The sequence below is a fragment of the Streptomyces sp. NPDC059002 genome, from assembly GCF_042740435.1.
GTDB lineage: Bacteria > Actinomycetota > Actinomycetes > Streptomycetales > Streptomycetaceae > Streptomyces.
Genome location: NZ_JBHYJI010000070.1, coordinates 1 through 19288 on the forward strand (window position 1 = coordinate 1; position 19288 = coordinate 19288).

At 74.6% G+C, this 19288-nt stretch carries 7 protein-coding genes, 1 pseudogene and 1 riboswitch; of the genes and pseudogenes, 1 reads left to right on the forward strand and 7 read right to left on the reverse strand.

Features of this window, described 5'->3' with window-relative positions:
• Window positions 1-8014 (forward strand): SDR family NAD(P)-dependent oxidoreductase (locus ACFWZ2_RS37670; protein WP_384553662.1); only part of this gene is annotated, 8014 nt, incomplete at its 5' end.
• Window positions 8015-8203: 189 nt separating this feature from the next.
• Here ACFWZ2_RS37670 and ACFWZ2_RS37675 read toward each other — a convergent pair.
• From ACFWZ2_RS37675 to ACFWZ2_RS37705, 7 genes and pseudogenes are all read right to left on the reverse strand, one after another.
• Window positions 8204-12955 (reverse strand): annotated as a pseudogene (locus tag ACFWZ2_RS37675) (type I polyketide synthase); the annotation flags it as partial.
• Between the two features lie 35 nt (window positions 12956-12990).
• A complete protein-coding gene (locus ACFWZ2_RS37680) occupies window positions 12991-13791 on the reverse strand; it encodes a thioesterase II family protein (RefSeq protein WP_384553664.1) in 801 nt (266 codons plus the stop codon).
• A complete protein-coding gene (locus ACFWZ2_RS37685) occupies window positions 13788-14015 on the reverse strand; it encodes a phosphopantetheine-binding protein (protein ID WP_384553666.1) in 228 nt (75 codons plus the stop codon). Before ACFWZ2_RS37685 ends, ACFWZ2_RS37680 begins: the two co-directional genes overlap by 4 nt.
• Window positions 14015-15925, reverse strand: coding sequence for an HAD-IIIC family phosphatase (locus ACFWZ2_RS37690; RefSeq protein ID WP_384553668.1), 1911 nt, complete (start codon window positions 15923-15925; stop codon window positions 14015-14017). The genes ACFWZ2_RS37685 and ACFWZ2_RS37690 overlap by 1 nt, the downstream gene beginning before the upstream one ends.
• Before the next feature lie 5 nt (window positions 15926-15930).
• Complete coding sequence (locus tag ACFWZ2_RS37695; protein WP_384553670.1) at window positions 15931-16959, reverse strand: 3-oxoacyl-ACP synthase III family protein; 1029 nt, start codon at window positions 16957-16959, stop codon at window positions 15931-15933.
• A 39-nt stretch (window positions 16960-16998) separates the two neighbouring features.
• Window positions 16999-18027, reverse strand: coding sequence for an alpha/beta hydrolase (locus ACFWZ2_RS37700; protein WP_384553671.1), 1029 nt, complete (start codon window positions 18025-18027; stop codon window positions 16999-17001).
• A complete protein-coding gene (locus ACFWZ2_RS37705) occupies window positions 18024-18830 on the reverse strand; it encodes a 2-oxo acid dehydrogenase subunit E2 (RefSeq protein WP_384553673.1) in 807 nt (268 codons plus the stop codon). The genes ACFWZ2_RS37700 and ACFWZ2_RS37705 overlap by 4 nt, the downstream gene beginning before the upstream one ends.
• A 189-nt stretch (window positions 18831-19019) precedes the next feature.
• A riboswitch (FMN riboswitch) is annotated at window positions 19020-19150 on the forward strand.
• Window positions 19151-19288: the final 138 nt, after the last annotated feature.

The window sequence follows — 19288 nt, forward strand, 5'->3', positions numbered from 1 at the left end:
GCTGCCCGGCACCGCCTTCGTCGACCTCGCCCTCCACGCGGGCGACCAGGTCGGCTGCGACGAACTGGCCGAACTCACCCTGGAAGCACCGCTCCTGCTCGCCCCCGGCGACGCGGTGCGGCTCCAGGTGTCCGTCGAGGCGCCGGACGAGACGGGACGCCGCTCCGTGAGCGTGTACGCGAGGACGGACGTGGCGGACGACGTCGAGCCCGGCCCCTGGACCCGGCACGCCACCGGCGTCCTCGCGCCCGCCGCGCCCGCGGCGGCCACCGCACCGGACGATCTGCGGGCCTGGCCCCCGTCCGGCGCACGCCCCCTGGACATCGACGCGCTGTACGCCTCCCTCGCCGGGCGCGGCTACGACTACGGCCCCGTCTTCCAGGGCGTACGAGCCGCCTGGCACACCGCGGACGCGACCTACGCCGAGGTGCTGCTCGCCGACGAACAGCAGGCGTCCGCCGCCGAGTTCGGCCTGCACCCCGCCCTCCTCGACGCCGCCCTGCACGCGGGTCTCATCCCGTCGGGCGAGGCGGCGGACGACACCGCGGACGCGGTCCCGCAGCTGCCCTTCGTCTGGTCCGGCGTGCGTCTGCACGCGACCGGTGCGACGGTGCTGCGGGTGCGGCTGGCCCCCGTGGGCCCGCACACCCTCGCCGTCGACGCGGCCGACGCGGAGGGGCGCCCCGTCGCCTCCGTCGCCTCGCTCGCGCTGCGCCCCGTCCCCGGCGGGGCCCTGGCCCCGGCAGGACCCGCGGCGAACGACTCGCTGTACGCGCAGGAGTGGACCACGGCGCCCGCCGCCGAGCAGGCCGCCGGCACGTCCGCCTGGTCCGTGCTCGGCGCCGACGCACCCCTCACCGCCGACCTGACCGCCGCCGTACGGTCCTTCGACGCCACCGCGGCCGTCCACCCGGACGCCGCCGCGCTGCGCGCCGCCGTCGAGGCGGGAGCCCCGGCACCGGACGTCGTGCTGCTGGCCGTCGACAGGACCGCCGAAGGCGCCGACGCGCCCGCAGCGGTGCGCGCCGTCACCCACCGGGTGCTCGCCGAACTCCAGGAGTGGGCGGGCGCGGACGCCCTGTCCGGCACCCGCCTCGTGCTCGTGACCCGCGGCGGCGCGGTGGTCGACCCCGAACAGGACGTCGCGGACCCGGCCGTGGCCGCCGCATGGGGCCTGGCCAGGAGCGTGCGCGCCGAGCAGCCCGGCAGGATCACCCTCGCCGACGTCGACACGCACGAGGCGTCCCCGGCCGCCCTGCTCGCCCACCTCGCCGCGGACACGGAGCCCGAACTCGCCCTGCGGGACGGCACGGCACGGCTCCCCAGGCTCGTCCGGGTCGAGCCGAATGAAGAACCGCAGGACACCCGGCAGGCACTGTCGGACGGCACCGTCCTGATCACCGGGGCCTCCGGCACCCTCGGCGGCCTGGTCGCCAGGCACCTCGTCACCGGCCACGGGGCCACCCGGCTCCTGCTGGCGAGCCGGCGCGGCGCCGAAGCGCCCGGCACGGCCGACCTGACGGCCGAACTCGCCGCCCTGGGCGCCGAGGTGACGGTCGCCGCCTGCGACGTCGCCGACCGCGACGCGCTCGCCGCACTCCTCGCGGACATCCCGGCCGCACACCCGCTGACCGCCGTGTTCCACACCGCGGGCACCCTCGACGACGGCACGCTCGCCGGTCTCACCCCCGAGCGGTTCGACGCCGTGCTGCGCCCGAAGGCCGACGCGGCCTGGCACCTCCACGAGCTCACCCGCGACCTGGACCTGTCCGCGTTCGTGCTGTTCTCGTCGGTGACGGCGGCCCTCGGCAACGCGGGCCAGGCCAACTACACCGCGGCGAACGGCTTCCTGGACGCCCTCGCCCGGCGCCGCCGCGCCCACGGCCTGCCCGCGACCTCCCTCGCCTGGGGGCTGTGGGGCCAGGCCACCGGCATGACGGGCCACCTGGACGCGGCCGACATCGCGCGGATGTCGCGCGGCGGTGTCGCGCCGATGACCTCCGAACAGGGCCTCGCCCTGCTGGACGCGGCGCTCGCCGCCGACAGGCCCGTCCTCGTACCGGCGAAGCTCGACCAGCAGGCGCTGCGCGCCCAGGCCGGATCCGGGCTGCTGCCCGCCGTCCTGCGCGGGCTCGTCAGGGCCCCCGCACGCCGGGCCGCGGCGGCCGCCACCACGGCGGGCGGCGCCTCCTGGGCGGAGCGCGTCGCCGCGCTCCCGGACACCGAACGGACCGCCGCCCTGCGGGACCTGGTCCGTACGCAGGTCGCCACCGTCCTCGGGCACGCCGACGCCACGTCCGTCGACGGCGCGCGCAGCTTCAAGGACGCGGGCTTCGACTCGCTGATCTCCGTCGAACTGCGCAACCGTCTGAACGCGGCCACCGGCCTCCAGCTCCCCGCCACCCTCGTCTTCGACCACCCGACGCCCGACGCGGTCGTGGCGCACATAGCCGGGCGCGTGAGCGGCACCGCCGCCCCCGTCGCCGTGCAGGGACCGAGGGCCGGGGCCGCCGACGACGACCCGATCGCGATCGTCGCCATGAGCTGCCGCTACCCCGGCGGCGTCGGCTCGCCGGAGGACCTGTGGCGCGTCGTGGCCGAAGGCGTCGACGCCGTCGGGGAGTTCCCCGAAGGACGCGGCTGGGACGCGGAGCGGCTCTACCACCCCGACCCCGACCGCGAGGGCACCACGTACGCGAAGGAGGGCGGCTTCCTCTACGACGCCGACGGCTTCGACGCGGAGTTCTTCGGCATCAGCCCCCGCGAGGCGCTCGCCATGGACCCGCAGCAGCGGCTGCTCCTGGAGACGTCGTGGGAGGCCGTCGAGCGGGCCGGGATCGACCCGCACAGCCTGCGCGGCAGCAGCACCGGCGTGTTCGCCGGTGTGATGTACGACGACTACGGCTCGCGCCTGCACACCACCCCCGAAGGGTTCGAGGGCTACCTGAACAACGGCAGCCGGGGCAGCGTCGCCACCGGCCGCGTCTCCTACACCTTCGGCTTCGAGGGCCCCGCGGTGACCGTGGACACGGCGTGCTCGTCGTCCCTGGTCGCCCTGCACCTCGCGGCGCAGGCGCTGCGCCAGGGCGAGTGCTCCCTCGCGCTCGCGGGCGGCGTCACCGTCATGGCCACGCCGAGCGTCTTCATCGAGTTCAGCAGGCAGCGCGGCATGGCCCCCGACGGACGGTGCAAGTCGTTCTCCGCCGACGCGGACGGCGCGGGCTGGTCCGAGGGCGTCGGCATGCTCCTGGTGGAGCGCCTCTCCGACGCACGCAAGAACGGCCACCCCGTCCTCGCCGTGCTGCGCGGCTCCGCCGTCAACCAGGACGGCGCGAGCAACGGCCTCACCGCGCCGAACGGCCCCTCCCAGGAGCGGGTCATCCGCCAGGCGCTGCACAGCGCGGGCCTGACCGCGTCCGAGGTGGACGCGGTGGAGGCGCACGGCACCGGCACCCGGCTCGGCGACCCGATCGAGGCGCAGGCGCTGCTCGCCACGTACGGGCAGGAGCACACGGCCGAACAGCCGTTGTGGCTCGGCTCGTTGAAGTCCAACATCGGCCACACGCAGGCCGCCGCCGGTGTCGGCGGTGTCATCAAGATGGTGACGGCGCTCCAGGCCGGGGTGCTGCCCCGCACGCTGTACGTCGAGGAGCCGTCGCCGCACGTCGACTGGTCGACGGGCGCGGTCTCGCTGCTCGCCGAGGAACAGGCCTGGCCCGAGCTGGACCGGCCGCGCCGCGCCGCCGTCTCCTCCTTCGGCATCAGCGGCACCAACGCCCACGTCATCCTCGAACAGGCCGCCCCGGAGGCGGACACCGCGCAGCCGGGCGAGGAGGAGCCGTCCGCGGCCCCGACCGCCTGGGCGCTGTCCGGGCGTTCCCCCGAGGCCCTGCGGGACCAGGCGGCGCGCCTGCACGCGCACCTCGCGTCCGACGACACGTTCCGGCCCCGCGAGATCGCCCGCACCCTCACCGCGGGCCGCACCGCCTTCGACCACCGGGCCGTGGTGCTCGGCGACGACCGGACGGAGCTGCTCGACGGCCTCGCCGCGCTGGCACGCGGCGAGCACACGCCGGGCGCGGTGCGCGGCACGAGCGCGGACCGCGGCGGCACGGCCCTGATGTTCACCGGCCAGGGCAGTCAACGCCCGGGCATGGGACGTGAGTTGTACGAGGCGTTCCCGGTGTTCGCGGCGGCCTTCGACGAGGTGTGCGCGGCGTTCGACCCGCTGCTCGGCCGGTCGTTGCGCGAGCTGGTGTTCGCGGCGGAGGGGAGTGCGGAGGAGGAGTTGCTGCACCGCACCGCCTTCACCCAGCCCGCCCTGTTCGCCGTCGAGACGTCCCTGTACCGGCTCGTCGAGTCGTTCGGGGTGCGCCCCGACGCCGTGATCGGCCACTCGGTCGGCGAGCTGACGGCGGCGCACGTGGCCGGGGTGTTCTCCCTCGCGGACGCCGCGGCCCTGGTCGCCGCGCGCGGCAGGCTGATGGACAGCGCCCAGGAGGGCGGCGTGATGATCGCCGTCCGGGCCCCCGAGTCCGACGTCCTGCCCGAACTGGCCGCCCACGAAGCCCTCGTGAGCGTCGCCGCCGTCAACGGCCCCGAGTCCACCGTCATCTCCGGTGACGCGGACGCGGTGCGCGAGATCGCCGGGCGGTTCGCCGAGCGGGGTGTGAAGACCAAGGAGCTGCGGGTCAGCCACGCCTTCCACTCGCCGCACATGGACGGCGTCCTGGAAGAGTTCCGCCGGGTCGCGCAGGCGGTGACGTACCACGAGCCGTCGATCCCCGTCGTCTCGAACGTCAGCGGCCGGATCGCGGCCGAGGGCGAGCTGACGACGGCCGACTACTGGACGGGACACATTCGCGCCGGAGTCCGCTTCCACGACGGGGTACGGGCGCTGCGCGAGCAGTCCGTCACCACCTATCTGGAGCTGGGCCCCGACCCCGTCCTGACCGCCATGGTCCGCGGCAGCCTCGGCGACGACGCCGACGGCGGCGCCCCGGTCGTGGCCGCCGCAGCACTGCGCGCCGGGCACGCCGAGGCACGGACGCTGCCGGTCGCGCTGGCCGCCGCGTACACCCACGGCACCGCCGTCGACTGGAGCACGCTGCACGGCACCGGACGCGAGAGCCGCGAGCCGCTGCCCACCTATCCCTTCCAGCACAAGCGGTACTGGCTCGACGCACCGGCCGCCGCGACCGACGCCACGGGCGCGGGACAGGACACCGTCGACCACCCGCTGCTCGGCGCCGAGGTCGAACTCGCCGAAGGGCAGGAGCTGTTGCTCACCGGACGGCTCTCCCGCGGCGCCCAGCCCTGGCTCGCCGACCATGTGGTGGCCGGACATGTGCTCCTGCCGGGCGCGGCCTTCGCCGACCTCGCGGTACGGGCGGGCGACCGGGCCGGCTGCGACCGGGTCGAGGAACTCACCCTGCACGCCCCGCTGGTGCTGCCCGACGACGGCGCGTTGCGGCTCCAGATCGGTGTCAAGGCACCCGACGCCTCCGGCGCACGGCCCTTCGCCGTGCACAGCAAGGCCGACGGCGACGGCCAGTGGATCCGGCACGCGTCCGGAACCCTCGCGGCCCGCACCCCCGAACCGGCCCTGCCCTGGGACGAGTTCACCACCGCCTGGCCGCCGTCCGGCGCACGGCCCGTCGACACCGAGGCCCTCGACGAGCGCCTCACCGATGCCGGACTCGGCTTCGGCCCCGCCTTCCAGGGGCTGCACGCCGCCTGGCAGCGGGACGACGTGCGCTACGCGGAGGTCCGCCTCCCCGAGGCGGCCGAACAGAGCGCCACGGGCACCGACGCGTACGGCATCCACCCCGCGCTGCTCGACAGCGCACTGCGGCTGCTCGCACCCGCGCAGGACACCGGAGGCACCGAAGGCGACGGCGTCAGGCTGCCCTTCTCCTTCGGCGGCGTGACGCTGTACGCGACCGGCACCACGGCGGCACGCGTCCGCATCGCGCCCGCCGAGGGGTCCGACACGTACAGCCTGCAGATCGCCGACCAGGACGGGCGGCCCGTCGCCCTCGTCGAGGAGATCGCCCTGCGCCCGCTGGACGCCGGGCAGTTGCGCGCGGCGCGGCAGAACGCGTCGGGCGGCGGCCTGTACCGGGTCGACTGGACCGCGCTCACCGAGAGCGCGGCCCCGGACCTGGCCCGATGGGCGGTGCTCGGCACGACCGCCCCGTCGCACGGCGCGGCCACCGCCTACGCCGACCTCGCCGCCCTGCGCGAGGGCCTCGCGGCCGGTGCGACGCCGCCGGACGTCCTGCTGGTCGACGCGGCCGCCGCCGACGACCACGATGCGCCCGCCGCCGTGCGCGCCGCCACCCACCGCCTCCTCGGCCTCGTCCAGGGATGGCTCGCCACCGACGGCCTCGACGGCACCCGCCTCGCGGTCCTCACCCGGCACGGCGCGGCCGTGTTCCCCGGCGAGACACCGGGCCTCGCGGCCTGTGCCGTGCACGGCCTGCTCGCCGCCGCGCAGGCCGAACACCCGGGCCGCATCGCCCTGGTCGACCTCGACGAACACCCCGACTCCGACCGGTCCCTGGCCGCCGCGGTGGCCTCCGGCGAACCGCGTACGGCCGTACGCCAGGGCATCGTCCACGCGGCCCGGCTCAGCGCGGCCGACCGCACCGCCACGGCCACCGACCCGGCGCCCGCCGCGTTCGGCCAGGACGGCACCGTCCTGGTCACCGGCGCCACCGGACTCCTCGGCGGCCTGGTCGCCGAGCACCTGGTGACCGCACACGGCGTCAAGAACCTGCTGCTCACCAGCCGCAGCGGACCGGACGCCCCCGGCGCGGCCGAACTCGTCGCGGGCCTCGAAGCGGCGGGCGCCACCGTCACCCTGCGGGCCTGCGACGCCGCCGACCGGACGGCGCTCGCCGGACTGCTCGCCGCCGTGCCGGACGACCGGCCGCTGACGGCGGTCGCGCACATCGCGGGCGTCCTCGACGACGGCGTGCTCACCGGGCTCACCCCCGAACGGCTCGACGCGGTCCTGCGCCCCAAGGTGGACGCCGCCTGGAACCTGCACGAACTCACCAGGGACCTCGGCCTCTCGGCGTTCCTGCTCTTCTCCTCGGTCGCCGCCACAGTGGGCACCGCGGGCCAGGCCAACTACGCGGCAGCCAACGCCTTCCTGGACGGACTCGCCGCACACCGGCGCGCCGAAGGACTCCCGGGCCTCTCGCTCGGGTGGGGCCTGTGGGACGAGAGCGGCGGCATGACCGGCGCCCTCCAGGACGCCGACCGCGCCCGGCTCGCCCGCTCCGGCATCGCCCCGATGACCGCACGGGAGGCGCTCGCGCTCCTCGACGCGGCCCTCGTCGCGGGCGAACCCGTCCTCGTACCCGCCAAGTTGGACCTGGCGGCGCTGCGCACCGAAGCGGCCGACGGGCGGCTCCTGCCGCTCCTGAAGTCCCTGGTGCGCGTCCCCGCGCGCCGGGCCGCGGCAGCGGCGGGCGGCACGGACGGCGCACAGCGGTCGCTGGCCGACCGGCTCGCCGCGCTCCCGGCCGACGAACGCGAGCAGACCCTGCTCACCCTCGTACGGGAAGAGGTCGCGGGCGTCCTCGGCCATGCCGACGCGCGCACCGTCGACCCCCAGCAGGGCCTGCAGGACATGGGGCTCGACTCGCTCACCGCCGTGGAACTGCGCAACCGCCTCGGCGCGGCGACCGGGCTCCGGCTCCCGACCACCCTCGTCTTCGACTATCCGACGGCCGCGGGGCTCGCCGCCCATCTGGGCGAGCGGCTGCTGCCCGACGAGCCGGGGACCGCGGTGACGGTCGCCGCGGAGATCGACCGCCTCGCCGCGGCGCTCGCCGCGGGCCCGAGCGGCCCCGAGGAGCACGCGGAGATCGGCGCCCGCCTCGCGGAGCTGCTGCGCGGCTGGCAGAGCGGCGGGGCGCCGGAGGACGATCTGTCGTCGGCCACCGACGACGAGCTGTTCGAGGCGCTCGACGAGGAGCTGGGGATGTCCGCGCTGGACTGAGCGCGGCCGCCCCCGCGGTGACAGAGCCGGCCCCCAGGACCGAGAACGGTCCTGGGGGCCGGCTCTTCGCGTGGGCGTGAGTTGACCGAGGGGCGTATGCGTACAGCCGTAGGCCCCGCACATGACTGATCCTCCGGTCCCGTGGTGGGGCCGGAGGATCAGGTCGTACGGGGGAGTGCGGAGCCGGTGCTACACCTGCTCGTGGTCCCCGGCCAGCTCACCGCTGAGCATCCGGGACAGGTCCTCAGGGGTCGGGTGGTCGAAGACCGCCGTCACGGGCAGGTCGACACCGGTCACCGCGCTCAGCTCGTTGCGCAGCTGCAGCGCCATGAACGACGAGAAGCCCATGTCCAGGAACTGCTCGTCCGCGCCCACGGCGTCGTGCGCGCCCCGGTCGAGCACGGTCGACGTACGGTCGCGCACCAGGCGGAGCAGCAGCCGTTCCCGGTCGCCCGCGGGCGACTTGGCGAGCAGCAGCCGCAGCGACTCCGGCTCCAGCGGCAGCGCGGGCAGCGCGGCACCGGAGTCGGCGTCGGACCCGGACACGTCGTCCCGGTCGTCGAGGTGCGCGGCCGCCTCGGGGAGCCGGCGCAGCAGGGGAGCGAGGGCGGACGCGCCCAGCCTCGGCGCGAGCCGCGCCCAGTCGGCGTCCACGGTGATCAGCGCGGGCGCGTCGTGCGTGGCGGCCCTGGCGAGCGCCGCGACGACCAGCGGCAGATGCACCGGGCGGACCCCGGGCTGCTCCTTGTCGTCCGGGCCGCCGTCCGTCCACGGCCCGACGGTCACGGACTTCGCGGGCAGACCGGCTGCGCGGCGCCGCTCGGCGAGTGCGTCGAGGAACGCGCCCGTCGCGAGGTCCACGGCCCGGCCGGGAGCGCCCGGGCCCGCGGTGGCGGGGGAGAGCAGGAACAGCGCGGGCACGAGACCGTCGCCGTCGGGCTGCGCGGCCAGTTCGTGCAGGGCGAGCGCGGCGGCGGTCGCGGCGTCGATGACGCGGGCCGCCTCCGCCGGGTCGAGATCGGCGAGGAGCCGGTCGCCCGCCGTCCTGCGCGCGTGCACCACGGCGGTGAGCGGCCGGTCGTCGGGCAGTCCGGCCCGCAGCTCCGTGAGCGCCGCGACATCGGTGAGGTCGCAGGTGGCGACGGTCACCTCGATGCCCAGGGCGAGGAGTTCGGCCTCGGCCTCGACGGTCAGGGCCTGCCCGGAGCCACCGGGCGACTGCACGAGCAGCACGTGCCGCGCCCCGCTGCGGGCGAGCCGGAGCGCGGCCGAGAGCCCGAGGTCGCCGGAGGCACCGGCATCCGCCGCGGCGGCCGCGGCTGCGTCCACCGTCACGAGCACCGTGCCGCCCGCGCGCTGCCGGGGCGCCGCCTTCTCGTCGCCGAGGGGCGCGTGCAGGAGACGTCGTGCGTGGCTGCCGCTGGCGCGGACCGCGAGCTGGTTCTCGCCGCCGTGCCCGGCGAGCGCGGCGGCCGCCCGGGTGGCGGTGCGCTCGCCGAGGAGGCCGGGGAAGTCGATGAGACCGCCCCACAGCTTCGGGTGCTCCAGCGCGACGGCCTGCCCGATGCCCCACAGCCGGGCACCTTCCGGGTCGCCCTCGCCGTCGGACGCGTCCACGGACACGGCGCCACGGGTGCCGATCCACAGCTTCGCCGAGGGCAGGGCGTCCGCCACTTCGCGTACCAGCTCAAGGGTGGGACCGACGCCGGAGAGCAGCGAGAGCACGCCGTCGACGGAGCCCTCGGCGTCCCGCGCGACGGCGTCGAGTACGCCGCCCTGGCCCGTGGGACCGTCCGGGCGGACCACCACGGTGGCCCGCGCCCCCGCCCGGCGCACCGCGTCGGCGGCCCACTCGGCGAGACCGTCGTCCGCGGTGCCGTCGTCCGCCGTGCCGTCGGGGCCCGTGACGATCAGCCAGTGGCCGGGGAGCGCGGGCGCGCCCGCGTCCGTGAGGCCCTCCCAGCCGGTGCGGTACCACCAGCCGCCGCTGCGCCGGTACGCCGAGAGCCGCGGCAGGATCGCCCGGAGCGCCGGGTGGTCCTCCGCGTCCAGGGCGAGTGCGTCGGTCAGCGAGTCGAGGTCGGAGTCCGTGATCGCCGACCAGAACGCGTCGTCCGCGCTGGCGCCGGAACCCGGTGTGCCGCCGGGGGCCGGTGTCTCGTCGACCGCGTCCAGCCAGTGGCGGCGCCGCTGGAAGGGGTAGGTCGGCAGGTCCACATGGCCCTCGGGCGCGCCGTCCAGGACGGTCGGCCAGTCCACGGCCGTGCCGTACGTGTGCAGCTGGGCCACGGCGGCCAGCAGGCCGGGGGCCTCCGGCCGGTCGCGGCGCAGCGCGGGCACGAACACGGCCTGGTCCGCGGCGGGTTCGGCGGGCAGGGCGGTCTGCGCGAGCGGGGTGAGCACCGCGTCGGGGCCCAGTTCGAGGAAGATCCCTGCGCCGTTCTCGCGCAGCGCGCGCACGCCCTCGCCGAAGCGGACGGTGCCGCGGGCGTGCCGCACCCAGTACTCGGGGTCGGTGAGCAGCCCGGGACCGGCGACCTCACCGGTCAGGTCCGACACCACGGTCAGCGTCGGCTCGTGGTACTCGACGGACGCGGCGACCCGGCGGAACTCGGGCAGCATCGGGTCCATCAGCGGCGAGTGGAAGGCGTGGCTGACCCGCAGCCGCTTGGTCTTGACGCCCTGCTTGCGCAGCAGTGTCGCGACCCGGCGCAGTTCCTCCGCGTCACCGGAGAGGACCGTCGCGTCGGGCCCGTTGACCGCGCCGACGGCGATCCCCTCGAACTTCTCCAGGAGCGGGAGCAGTGCCTCCTCGGGAGCCTGGGCCGCCAGCATCGAGCCGCCCGGCGGCAGTTCGCGCATCAGGCGGCCACGGGCGGTGATCAGGCGGGCGGCGTCGTCGAGCGAGAAGACCCCGGCGACATGCGCGGCGGAGATCCCGCCGACCGAGTGCCCGATGAGCTGTCCGGGACGGACGCCCCACTGCTCGATCAGCCGGTAGAGGGACACCTCAAGGGCGAAAAGGGCGGGCTGCGTCCAGTCGGTACGGTCCAGGAGCTCGGCCTCGGGGCTGCCGGGAGCGGCGAACAGCACGTCGCGCAGCGGCCGTTCGAGATGCGGGTCCAGGGTCGCGCACGTCTCGTCGAGGATGCGCGCGAACGCGGGCACCTCCTCGTACAACTCACGCCCCATGCCGGGGCGTTGGGAGCCCTGACCGGTGAAGAGGACGGCGGGCCTGGCCGCTTCGCCGGGGCGCCGGACACCGCGTACGACATCGGGTGCGCTCTCCCCGGCGGCCAGGCGTGTCAGGGCGGCGCGCAGGGATTCGGTGTCGCGGCCGACGACCGCGGCGCGGTGGTCGAACGCGGTGCGCCCGGTGGCAAGGGCGCGGGCCACGGCCGCCGGGTGCGGGTCGGGGCACGCGTCGGCGCCGGATCCCGCGGTGCCTTCGAGCAGCCGCGCCGCCTGGGCGCGCACCGCCTCCGCGGACCGGCCCGACAGGAGCCAGGGCAGCACGGCGGGCGCCGTGGATCCCGGCGTCTCCTCGGTGGGGACCGCGCGGGGCGCGGGGGCCTCCTCCACGATGACATGCGCGTTGGTGCCGCTGATCCCGAAGGAGGACACCGCGGCGCGGCGCGGCCGTTCGCCGTCGCGCTGCCACGGCCGGGCCGCGGAGAGCAGCTTCACGTTCCCCGCCGACCAGTCCACGTGCGGCGAAGGCTGCTCGGAGTACAGGCTGCGCGGCAGGACGCCGTTGCGCATGGCCATCACCATCTTGATGATGCCGCCCACGCCCGCGGCCGCCTGGGTGTGCCCGATGTTCGACTTGAGGGAGCCGAGCCAGGCGGGGCGGTCGTCGGGGCGGCCGGGGCCGTACGTGGCGATCAGGGCGCGCGCCTCGATCGGGTCGCCGAGCGTGGTGCCCGTGCCGTGCCCCTCGATCGCGTCGATCCGGTCGGCGGTGAGGCCGCTGTCGGCGAGCGCCTGGCCGATCACCCGTTCCTGGGAAGGGCCGTTGGGCGCCGTGAGGCCGTTGCTCGCGCCGTCCTGGTTGACCGCGGAACCGCGGACCACCGCGAGGACGGGGTGGCCGAGCCGCTGCGCGTCGGAGAGCCGCTCGACGAGCAGGACGCCCGCGCCCTCGCTCCAGCCCGCCCCGTCGGCGGACGCCGAGAACGCCTTGCAGCGCCCGTCGGACGCGAGCCCGCGCTGGCGGCTGAACTCGACGAACACGCCCGGCGTCGACATCACGCTGACCCCGCCCACCAGCGCCAGCGAGCACTCGCCCGCGCGCAGCGCGCGCACGGCCAGGTGCAGTGCGGTGAGGGAGGAGGAGCAGGCGGTGTCCACGGACACGGCGGGACCTTCGAGGCCCAGCGTGTACGAGATGCGGCCGGAGGCCACACTGCCCGCGCTGCCGCTGCCGATGTACCCCTCGTAGCCGTCGGGCACGGGCCGCAGGCGGCTCGCGTAGTCGTTGTACATGACGCCCATGAACACACCGGTGCCGGTGCCGCGCAGCGTGCCGGGGTCGATCCCGGCCCGCTCGATGGCCTCCCAGGAGGTTTCCAGGAGCAGCCGCTGCTGCGGGTCGGTGGCCGCCGCCTCGCGGGGGCTGAGGCCGAAGAACCCGGCGTCGAAGTCGGCGGCGTCGTGCAGGAATCCGCCCTGCCGGGTGTACGTCGTACCGACCGCGTCCGGGTCGGGGTCGTACAGCTTCTCCACGTCCCAGCCGCGGTCGGTGGGGAACGGGCCGATCGCGTCGGTGCCGTTCGCGACGAGGTCCCACAGCTCCTCGGGGCTGCGCACCCCGCCGGGGAAGCGGCAGGCCATGCCGGTGATGGCGATCGGCTCCCGGCCCCGCTCCTGGACCTCGCTCAGCCGGCGGCGGGTCTCGTGCAGGTCGACCGTCACCCGCTGCAGATAGGCGACGAGCTTGGCTTCGTTGTCGGTGGTCTCGTTGGCTGTGTTGCCCGTCACGGGCGCTCAACTCCTTTGCCGGGGCGGTCGGCGAGCAGCCTGCTGAGGAGCCCGGTCACCGCCCCGCTGTGTTCCCTCGTGAAGAAATGGCCGCCGGGCATCTCGTGCACCCGGCAGCCCGCGGCGGTGTAGCGGGCCCACGCGGCCGCCCCCTCCGGGGTGAGGAGGGGGTCGCGGGAGCCTGCGAGCACATGGATCGGGCAGGGCAGCGGCACGCTGTCGCGCGTCCACCCCGCGGAGTCGCTGCCGAGCATCAGGTCGGCGCGGAGCAGGGCGGCGGCCGTGGCCAGCCACTCCGGATAGCGCAGAACGAGGTCGGGCACCCCGCCGACCTCGATCATCCACTGGACCAGTTCCGCGTCCGACGCGCCCCGCACCGCTTCGACGGGCCGCTCCAGGTGCGGCGCGGGCATCGCGCCCACCGCGAGCAGCTCCGGTGTCCGCGCGCCCCTGCGGTGCCTGCGGTCGGCGAGCGCATGGGCGATCAGGCCGCCCATGCTGTGACCGTAGAAGGCGTGCGGCAGTTCGAGCAGCGGGCCGAGCTCCGCGTCGAGTTCGGCGACGAGCGTCCTGGCGTCGTGGTGCGCGCGCCGGTCGGCCAGGTGCTCGCGGCCGGGCAGCTGCACGGGCACGACCGCCACGTCGGCGGGGAACGCCCGTCGCCATCCGGCGAAGCTGGACGCGGCCCCGCCCGCGTGGTGGAAGCAGAGCAGCCGGATCCGGGCCGAGCTCGGGTCCGGCTGTCGTGGCAGCAGGTACGCGGTGCCGTAGGGGGCGTATCCCGCGCCGGCGGTCATGCCTCCGCCGTCACCACGCGGTAGATGTCGGCCAGGCTTCCCGACTCCAGCACCTGGGGCAGGGAGACCCGGCGGCCCGTCTCGCGTTCCAGGGCGCTGAGCAGCACGAGCAGCTGGAGCGAGTCCCAGCCGGGCAGCTGGTCGAAGCCGAGGGCCGCGTCGTCGGGGGTGACCGGCAGTCCGGTCTCGTCCCCCACCAGCTCGACGAACTCGTCAATGGTCATCACGGTCGGTTCCCTTCGGGGCCCTCGATGGATCGGGTGAGCCGGACGTGGGCGGGCGGTCCGGCGATCTCTGCCAGGTCGTGGCGGAAGACGAGCGCGTCGTCGTCTGCGTCGTCTGCGTCGTCTGCGGGGGGGCCGTCCGCGCCCGGCTGTGCCACGAAGCCGTTGCGCGGGTAGAAGTCGCGCACCTTGCCGTTCTTCGCGGACGCCCGGTAGCCGGCCACGACCTCGCGTGCGCCGTGGTCGCGGGCGTGTTCGAGCACCGCGCTCAGGCAGGCCTGCTCGATGCCGCGGGAGAACACCCGGCAGCTGAGCAGGAAGTTGTCGATGCGCCACACGGGCCCTTCGGCGGCCACGAAGACCGCACCCACCACACCGTTGTCCCCGAACCTGTCGCGGGAGCGGATGGTGAGCACATGGGCGTCGGGGGAGTCCGCGAGCGCCTCCACGTCGGTCTGCTGCAGCCGGTGCGTGGTGAGGTTGAACTGGTTGGTGCGCAGCGTGATCTGGGAGACCCTGGCCAGGTCGGCGGGGCGGGCCGCGGCCAGCTCCACGGTCACGTCCAGCTCGCGCAGATAGTCGTCGAGCGAGGAGAAGCTGTCCAGGAAGTCCTTGCGGACCAGCTCCTCGCGGTAGCGCTCGGGGCGCTTGAGGTCGTCCGTGGTGACGTCGGGGACGGCGAACCAGTCGTCCGCGAGGATGCGTTCCACGTGCAGGGCCGGATCGTCGTCCAGGTGCAGGACGGTGACCTCGGGCAGCTCCCTGCGCACCAGACCGCATTCGTACGCGCTGTCGTCGGCGAACACGAAACTGTCGATGCCCAGGTTGAGATCGGCGGCGAGCGCGCGCAGATTCTCGTGCTTGGGCGCCCAGTTGGCGACGACCCGCACGAAGTCGTCCTCGCGCAGCGTCATGTCCGGGTGCTCGCGCAGGACCTGCGTCACCGGCTCGATGTCGTTCTTGCTGACGGCGGCGAGCAGCACCCCCTGGGCGGCGAGCTGCTTGGCCGTGCGCTGCAGGGCGCGGAACGCCTCGCCGCGGTAGCTGCCCGCGACCTCGATGCCCTCGATCCCGTCGTCGCCGAGCACCCCGCCCCAGGTGGTGTTGTCCAGGTCGAGGACGAGGGCCTTCTTGGCGCGGCCCGACAACCCGCGGGCCAGATGGGCGAGTTCGCGGGCATAGCGCCCGGTGATCTCGGGGGAGAGCTGCGTCTTGGCGTACGTCCCGAGGCGGGCGTCGCGCAGCGGCAGGCCGGTGCCGAGCAGCGGCTCCAGGTCGAGGACCACCAGCGAGGGCTGGTCGGCGACCAGACGGAGCAGCCGCGCGTTGGCCTCCCGCCACACGGCGCCAAGGAGTGCCCGGTCGCGGTGGCCGACCAGTTCGGCCATCCGGTCGCGGGGCAGCGGCAGGGTGTTGAGGACCAGCGTGCCGCGCCCGACGGACGCGAACGTCGCGGCCAGCTTGGCGAGCAGCTCGACCTTGCCCGCGAGGACGCGTTCGACGTCGTCGGGGCGCCACTGGACGGGCACCTCGTCGAAGACGACGCTCGCGTCGAGCGCGCAGACCACCAGGTCGGCCCCGGCCGCGTACAGCTCGCTGCCGGGGTCGGAGAGGTCGAAGACATAGGAGTTGAAGTCGGCGACGTGCGGGCGCAACAGCAGTCCGTGCCGGGCGAGTTCGGTCGTCAGGGGCGCGACGAGCCCGGACACGACGCTGTTGCCGGTGACGGCCACGGACACCACGGGGGTGTCCGGGTGCTCGCGCAGCACGTCGTCGGCGGTGGTGCGGGCAAGGAGCTGCCCCGCGCGGCGCAGCCCGGCATCACCCGCCTCGGCGAGCAGGGCGCGCACCCGCGGGTACTCGGCGGCGAGGCGCCCCTGCCGGTGCAGCTCGGACAGTTCCTCGGACATGCGGGTCAGAGCCTTTCGAGGGCGTAGCCGGAGGCGATCCACTTGCTGGACTCGATCGCGATGCCGATGGCCCGGTCACCGGGGCCCATCTCGGCGACGGCGCGCTCGAGCTGGAGGTAGGGCAGGCCGTTGCCGGTGTTGCCGGTGTCGGCCACACAGCTGATCTCGTTCAGCGGCAGGTCGCCGAGCCTCTCCATGATCGTCCGGGTCATCTTGCCGGACAGCTGGGGCGGCAGTAGATGCGTCAACTCGCCGCGGTCCCAGTCGAGTTCGTCCAGCAGCTCGTCGAGGATCTCGGCGGCCATCTCGGGCACGTGCTGCTCGATGGCCTTGTAGTCCTCCACCGCGAACGGCCTGCCGTCCTGGTCGGTGGCGCCGAACCACTCCAGGGCCTGCCCGGGGGCCCGCCCGAGTCCGGTGAACCGGCTGACGGGGGAGCGCAGCAGCGTCGCGCCGGGGGTCGGCTCGGTGCTCAGCACCACGGCCCCCGCGCCGTCCCCGAAGAGCACCATGTTCACCAGCTCGCCCGGCGGCAGCGCGTTCAGGTCGGTCTTCGGGTCGAAGAAGCGGGCGCACAGGTCGCCGCCGATCACCAGCGCCGTGCGGTGGCCGCCCGCGAGCAGCAGGAGCCGCCCCAGCTCGATGGCCTGCACGGCACCCGAACAGCCGGACTGCACCTGGTAGGTGGGGATGTTGTTGATGCCGAGGCGGTCCGCGACGATGTTCGCGGTGGTCGGCATGAGCTGGTCGGGGGTGGCGGTGTTGAGCACCACCACGTCGATGTCGATGGCGTCGAGCCCGGCCCGTTCGAGGGCCTGGCGCGCCGCACTCTCGCCGAGGTCCGCCAGCGAGTGGCTGACCTGCCCGGACTCCAGGTCGACGGCGAGGTGCCGGGTACGGGTGCCGACGAACGCGTCGATCCACTGTTCCCAGACGTTGCCCATGCCGAAGTGCCCGGCCAGCGTCGCGTTGTCCACCGGAGGACCGGGGAGCGCGGTGCCGACCGAGAGTATGTGAATGTCTGCGACGTCCATCCTGTCGCCTCTCTCAGGGGTGGCGGGTGGGGGAGGTGGTCATGCCGACGCGGGGTCGGCGAGCATCCCGATCAGGGACTCGACGGTCCACTGCATCGTCTGCTCGACGTGTGCGGGCGAGGCGTGGACGTCGTCGAACTCGTTGAGGCGCAGCCCGCGGACGTGCTTCCTCAGCGCGTCGATGTCACCGGCGGGGATGATCTCGTCCCGCAGGCTCGCGGTGTACGCGACGGGGATCTCCAGGCCCGCGAGTTCCTCGTCGGTCAGCGCCCAGGCGCGCAGCACGTCGGGCAGCCGCTCCGGCTCGGCGCCCGTCAGACCCACGAGGGTGTCCACGGTGATCCGGGGCAGCTGCCGCTGCCACTCGGCATCGGTGAAGAAGTCGCTGACGGGCGCGCCGGTCGTGACGATGCCGCGCAGGCGCTCGTCCCGGGTCGCGGCGCGCAGCGCCAGATGGCCGCTGAAGCTGTTGGCCACGGCGTACGTCCTGGTGACGTCGGCCCGGTCGGCGACCGCGTCGAGCAGGGCGGGCAGCATCCGCCAGCCGTCGGCGTCGTACGGCAGGGTGTTCTCGCCCACGCCGGGCAGTTCGGTCACGACCATCGCCATGCCGAGCAGTTCGGCCTGGAGGAGGATCGGCGCCCACTGCTCCTTGGTGCTGACGATGCCGCCCATGACGACGAGCAGCGGCTTGCTCGCCGCCGTGTCGAGGCCGCTGGCCCACGCCGTGAATCCGCCGCCGTCCAGCGTCACTTGGACCGCCTCGATGTCGGGCTGCTGGCGGCGCCACCGCTCGAAGACGGCGAGCCGCGCCCGGTCGGCGTCCTGTCGCGCGGGCCCGTCCACGAAGGGGAAGCGGGCCATGTTGTGGCAGAGGAAGGCCAGCAGCAGCTGGGCCTCGTCGCCTTCCAGGCGCTCGGCGGCCGCCGACCACTCGTGCGCCCAGGAGCCGGGTCCCTGCCCGTCGTGGTTCACCCGCGCGAGGACCCCTTCGTACAGCTCCTGCGGCAGGTTCTGGGCCTTGGCGTGGACGGTGATGAACTGCTTGAGTTCCGCGATGTCGTTCATGATCCTTCTCCCCCTGTGGGCGCATGGCCCGCTGCGGGCTTGTAGCCCTCCAGACCGTCCTTGATCTCGCCGAGCACGTCCGCGGCCTCCGCGCCGTCGATCACGCGGTGGTCGAAGGTGAGGCTGAGCCGCATCACGGGGGCGATCACCACCTCCCCGTCGCGCACGACGGGCCGGTCGGTGATGCGGCCCACGCCGAGCGTCACGGTGGTGCCACCGACCGAGTGGAATCCGTCCACGGGCCGGTGGCCGAGCGAGGACACCGAGAAGGTGCCGAGCCGCTCCGCACGTGCCGACAGCGGTCCCACGGTGCGCCGGAAGAGCCGGCCGCCCAGCCAGCGGGGCACCTTGTGCAGGGCGCGCACGCCCGCGAACTCGGGCAGCGCGTCGAAGTCCGCGTTCCGGTAGTGGTCCACCTGGTCCTGGATCTCGTCCAGGTCCGCCCGTTCGAGACCGGGGAAGACGGCCGAGAGGACCACGCGGCGGCCGGACAGCGTCGCGTCGAGCGCGAGCTTTCCGTTGACCGACGGGTACTCGGCGACGCGCGGCCGCAGTCGGCCGTTCAGGGCCGCGTTCGCGTGCGGATGCTCCTTGAGCACCCGCGCCGTCGTGTGCAGCACATAGCTGACCACGGAGTAGCGGCGCGCATCGGTGGCCGTACTGGCGCGATGCGCGAGCACCCCGTCCATCTCGACCTCGGTGTCCAGATGGACGGGCGAGAACGAGCGGATTCCGGCCAGGAAGTAGAGGGTGTGCAGGCGCTCCCGCGCGGGTGGGGACGGACGGACGTTCGGAGTGTTCACGGAGAGGATTCCTCCCAGGCTCCCGTAGCGGCGGGCGCCTCTGGCCCGGGCCGTGTCTCCAGGAGTCTGGGGAGGATCTCTAAAGGCGACCTAACGGTCTGCTTAGCACCCATGGGCTGTGAGCCACCCCACAGCCGCTCACCCGTATGGCCGACGATCAGGCGTGGCACACTGACCTCGTACCAGAAGCAGCGCACTCCGGGGTCGGTGTAATTCCGAACCGGCGGTTACAGTCCGCGACCCGATCGCCTCCAGCGACCGGTTGACCAGGTGAAATTCCTGGACCGACGGTGAAAGTCCGGATGGGAGGCAGTGCGCGGCGGGCGGGCATCCGTGCACGCCGCCGTAGTGGCTTGTTCCTGGATTTCCAGGGGACAGGTGTCATTCCGGCGCAGGCGTCGCTCCCGGTGTGCTCGTCCGTACGTTCTGTCGTCATCGACAGGCCCCGGAGTCCGTGC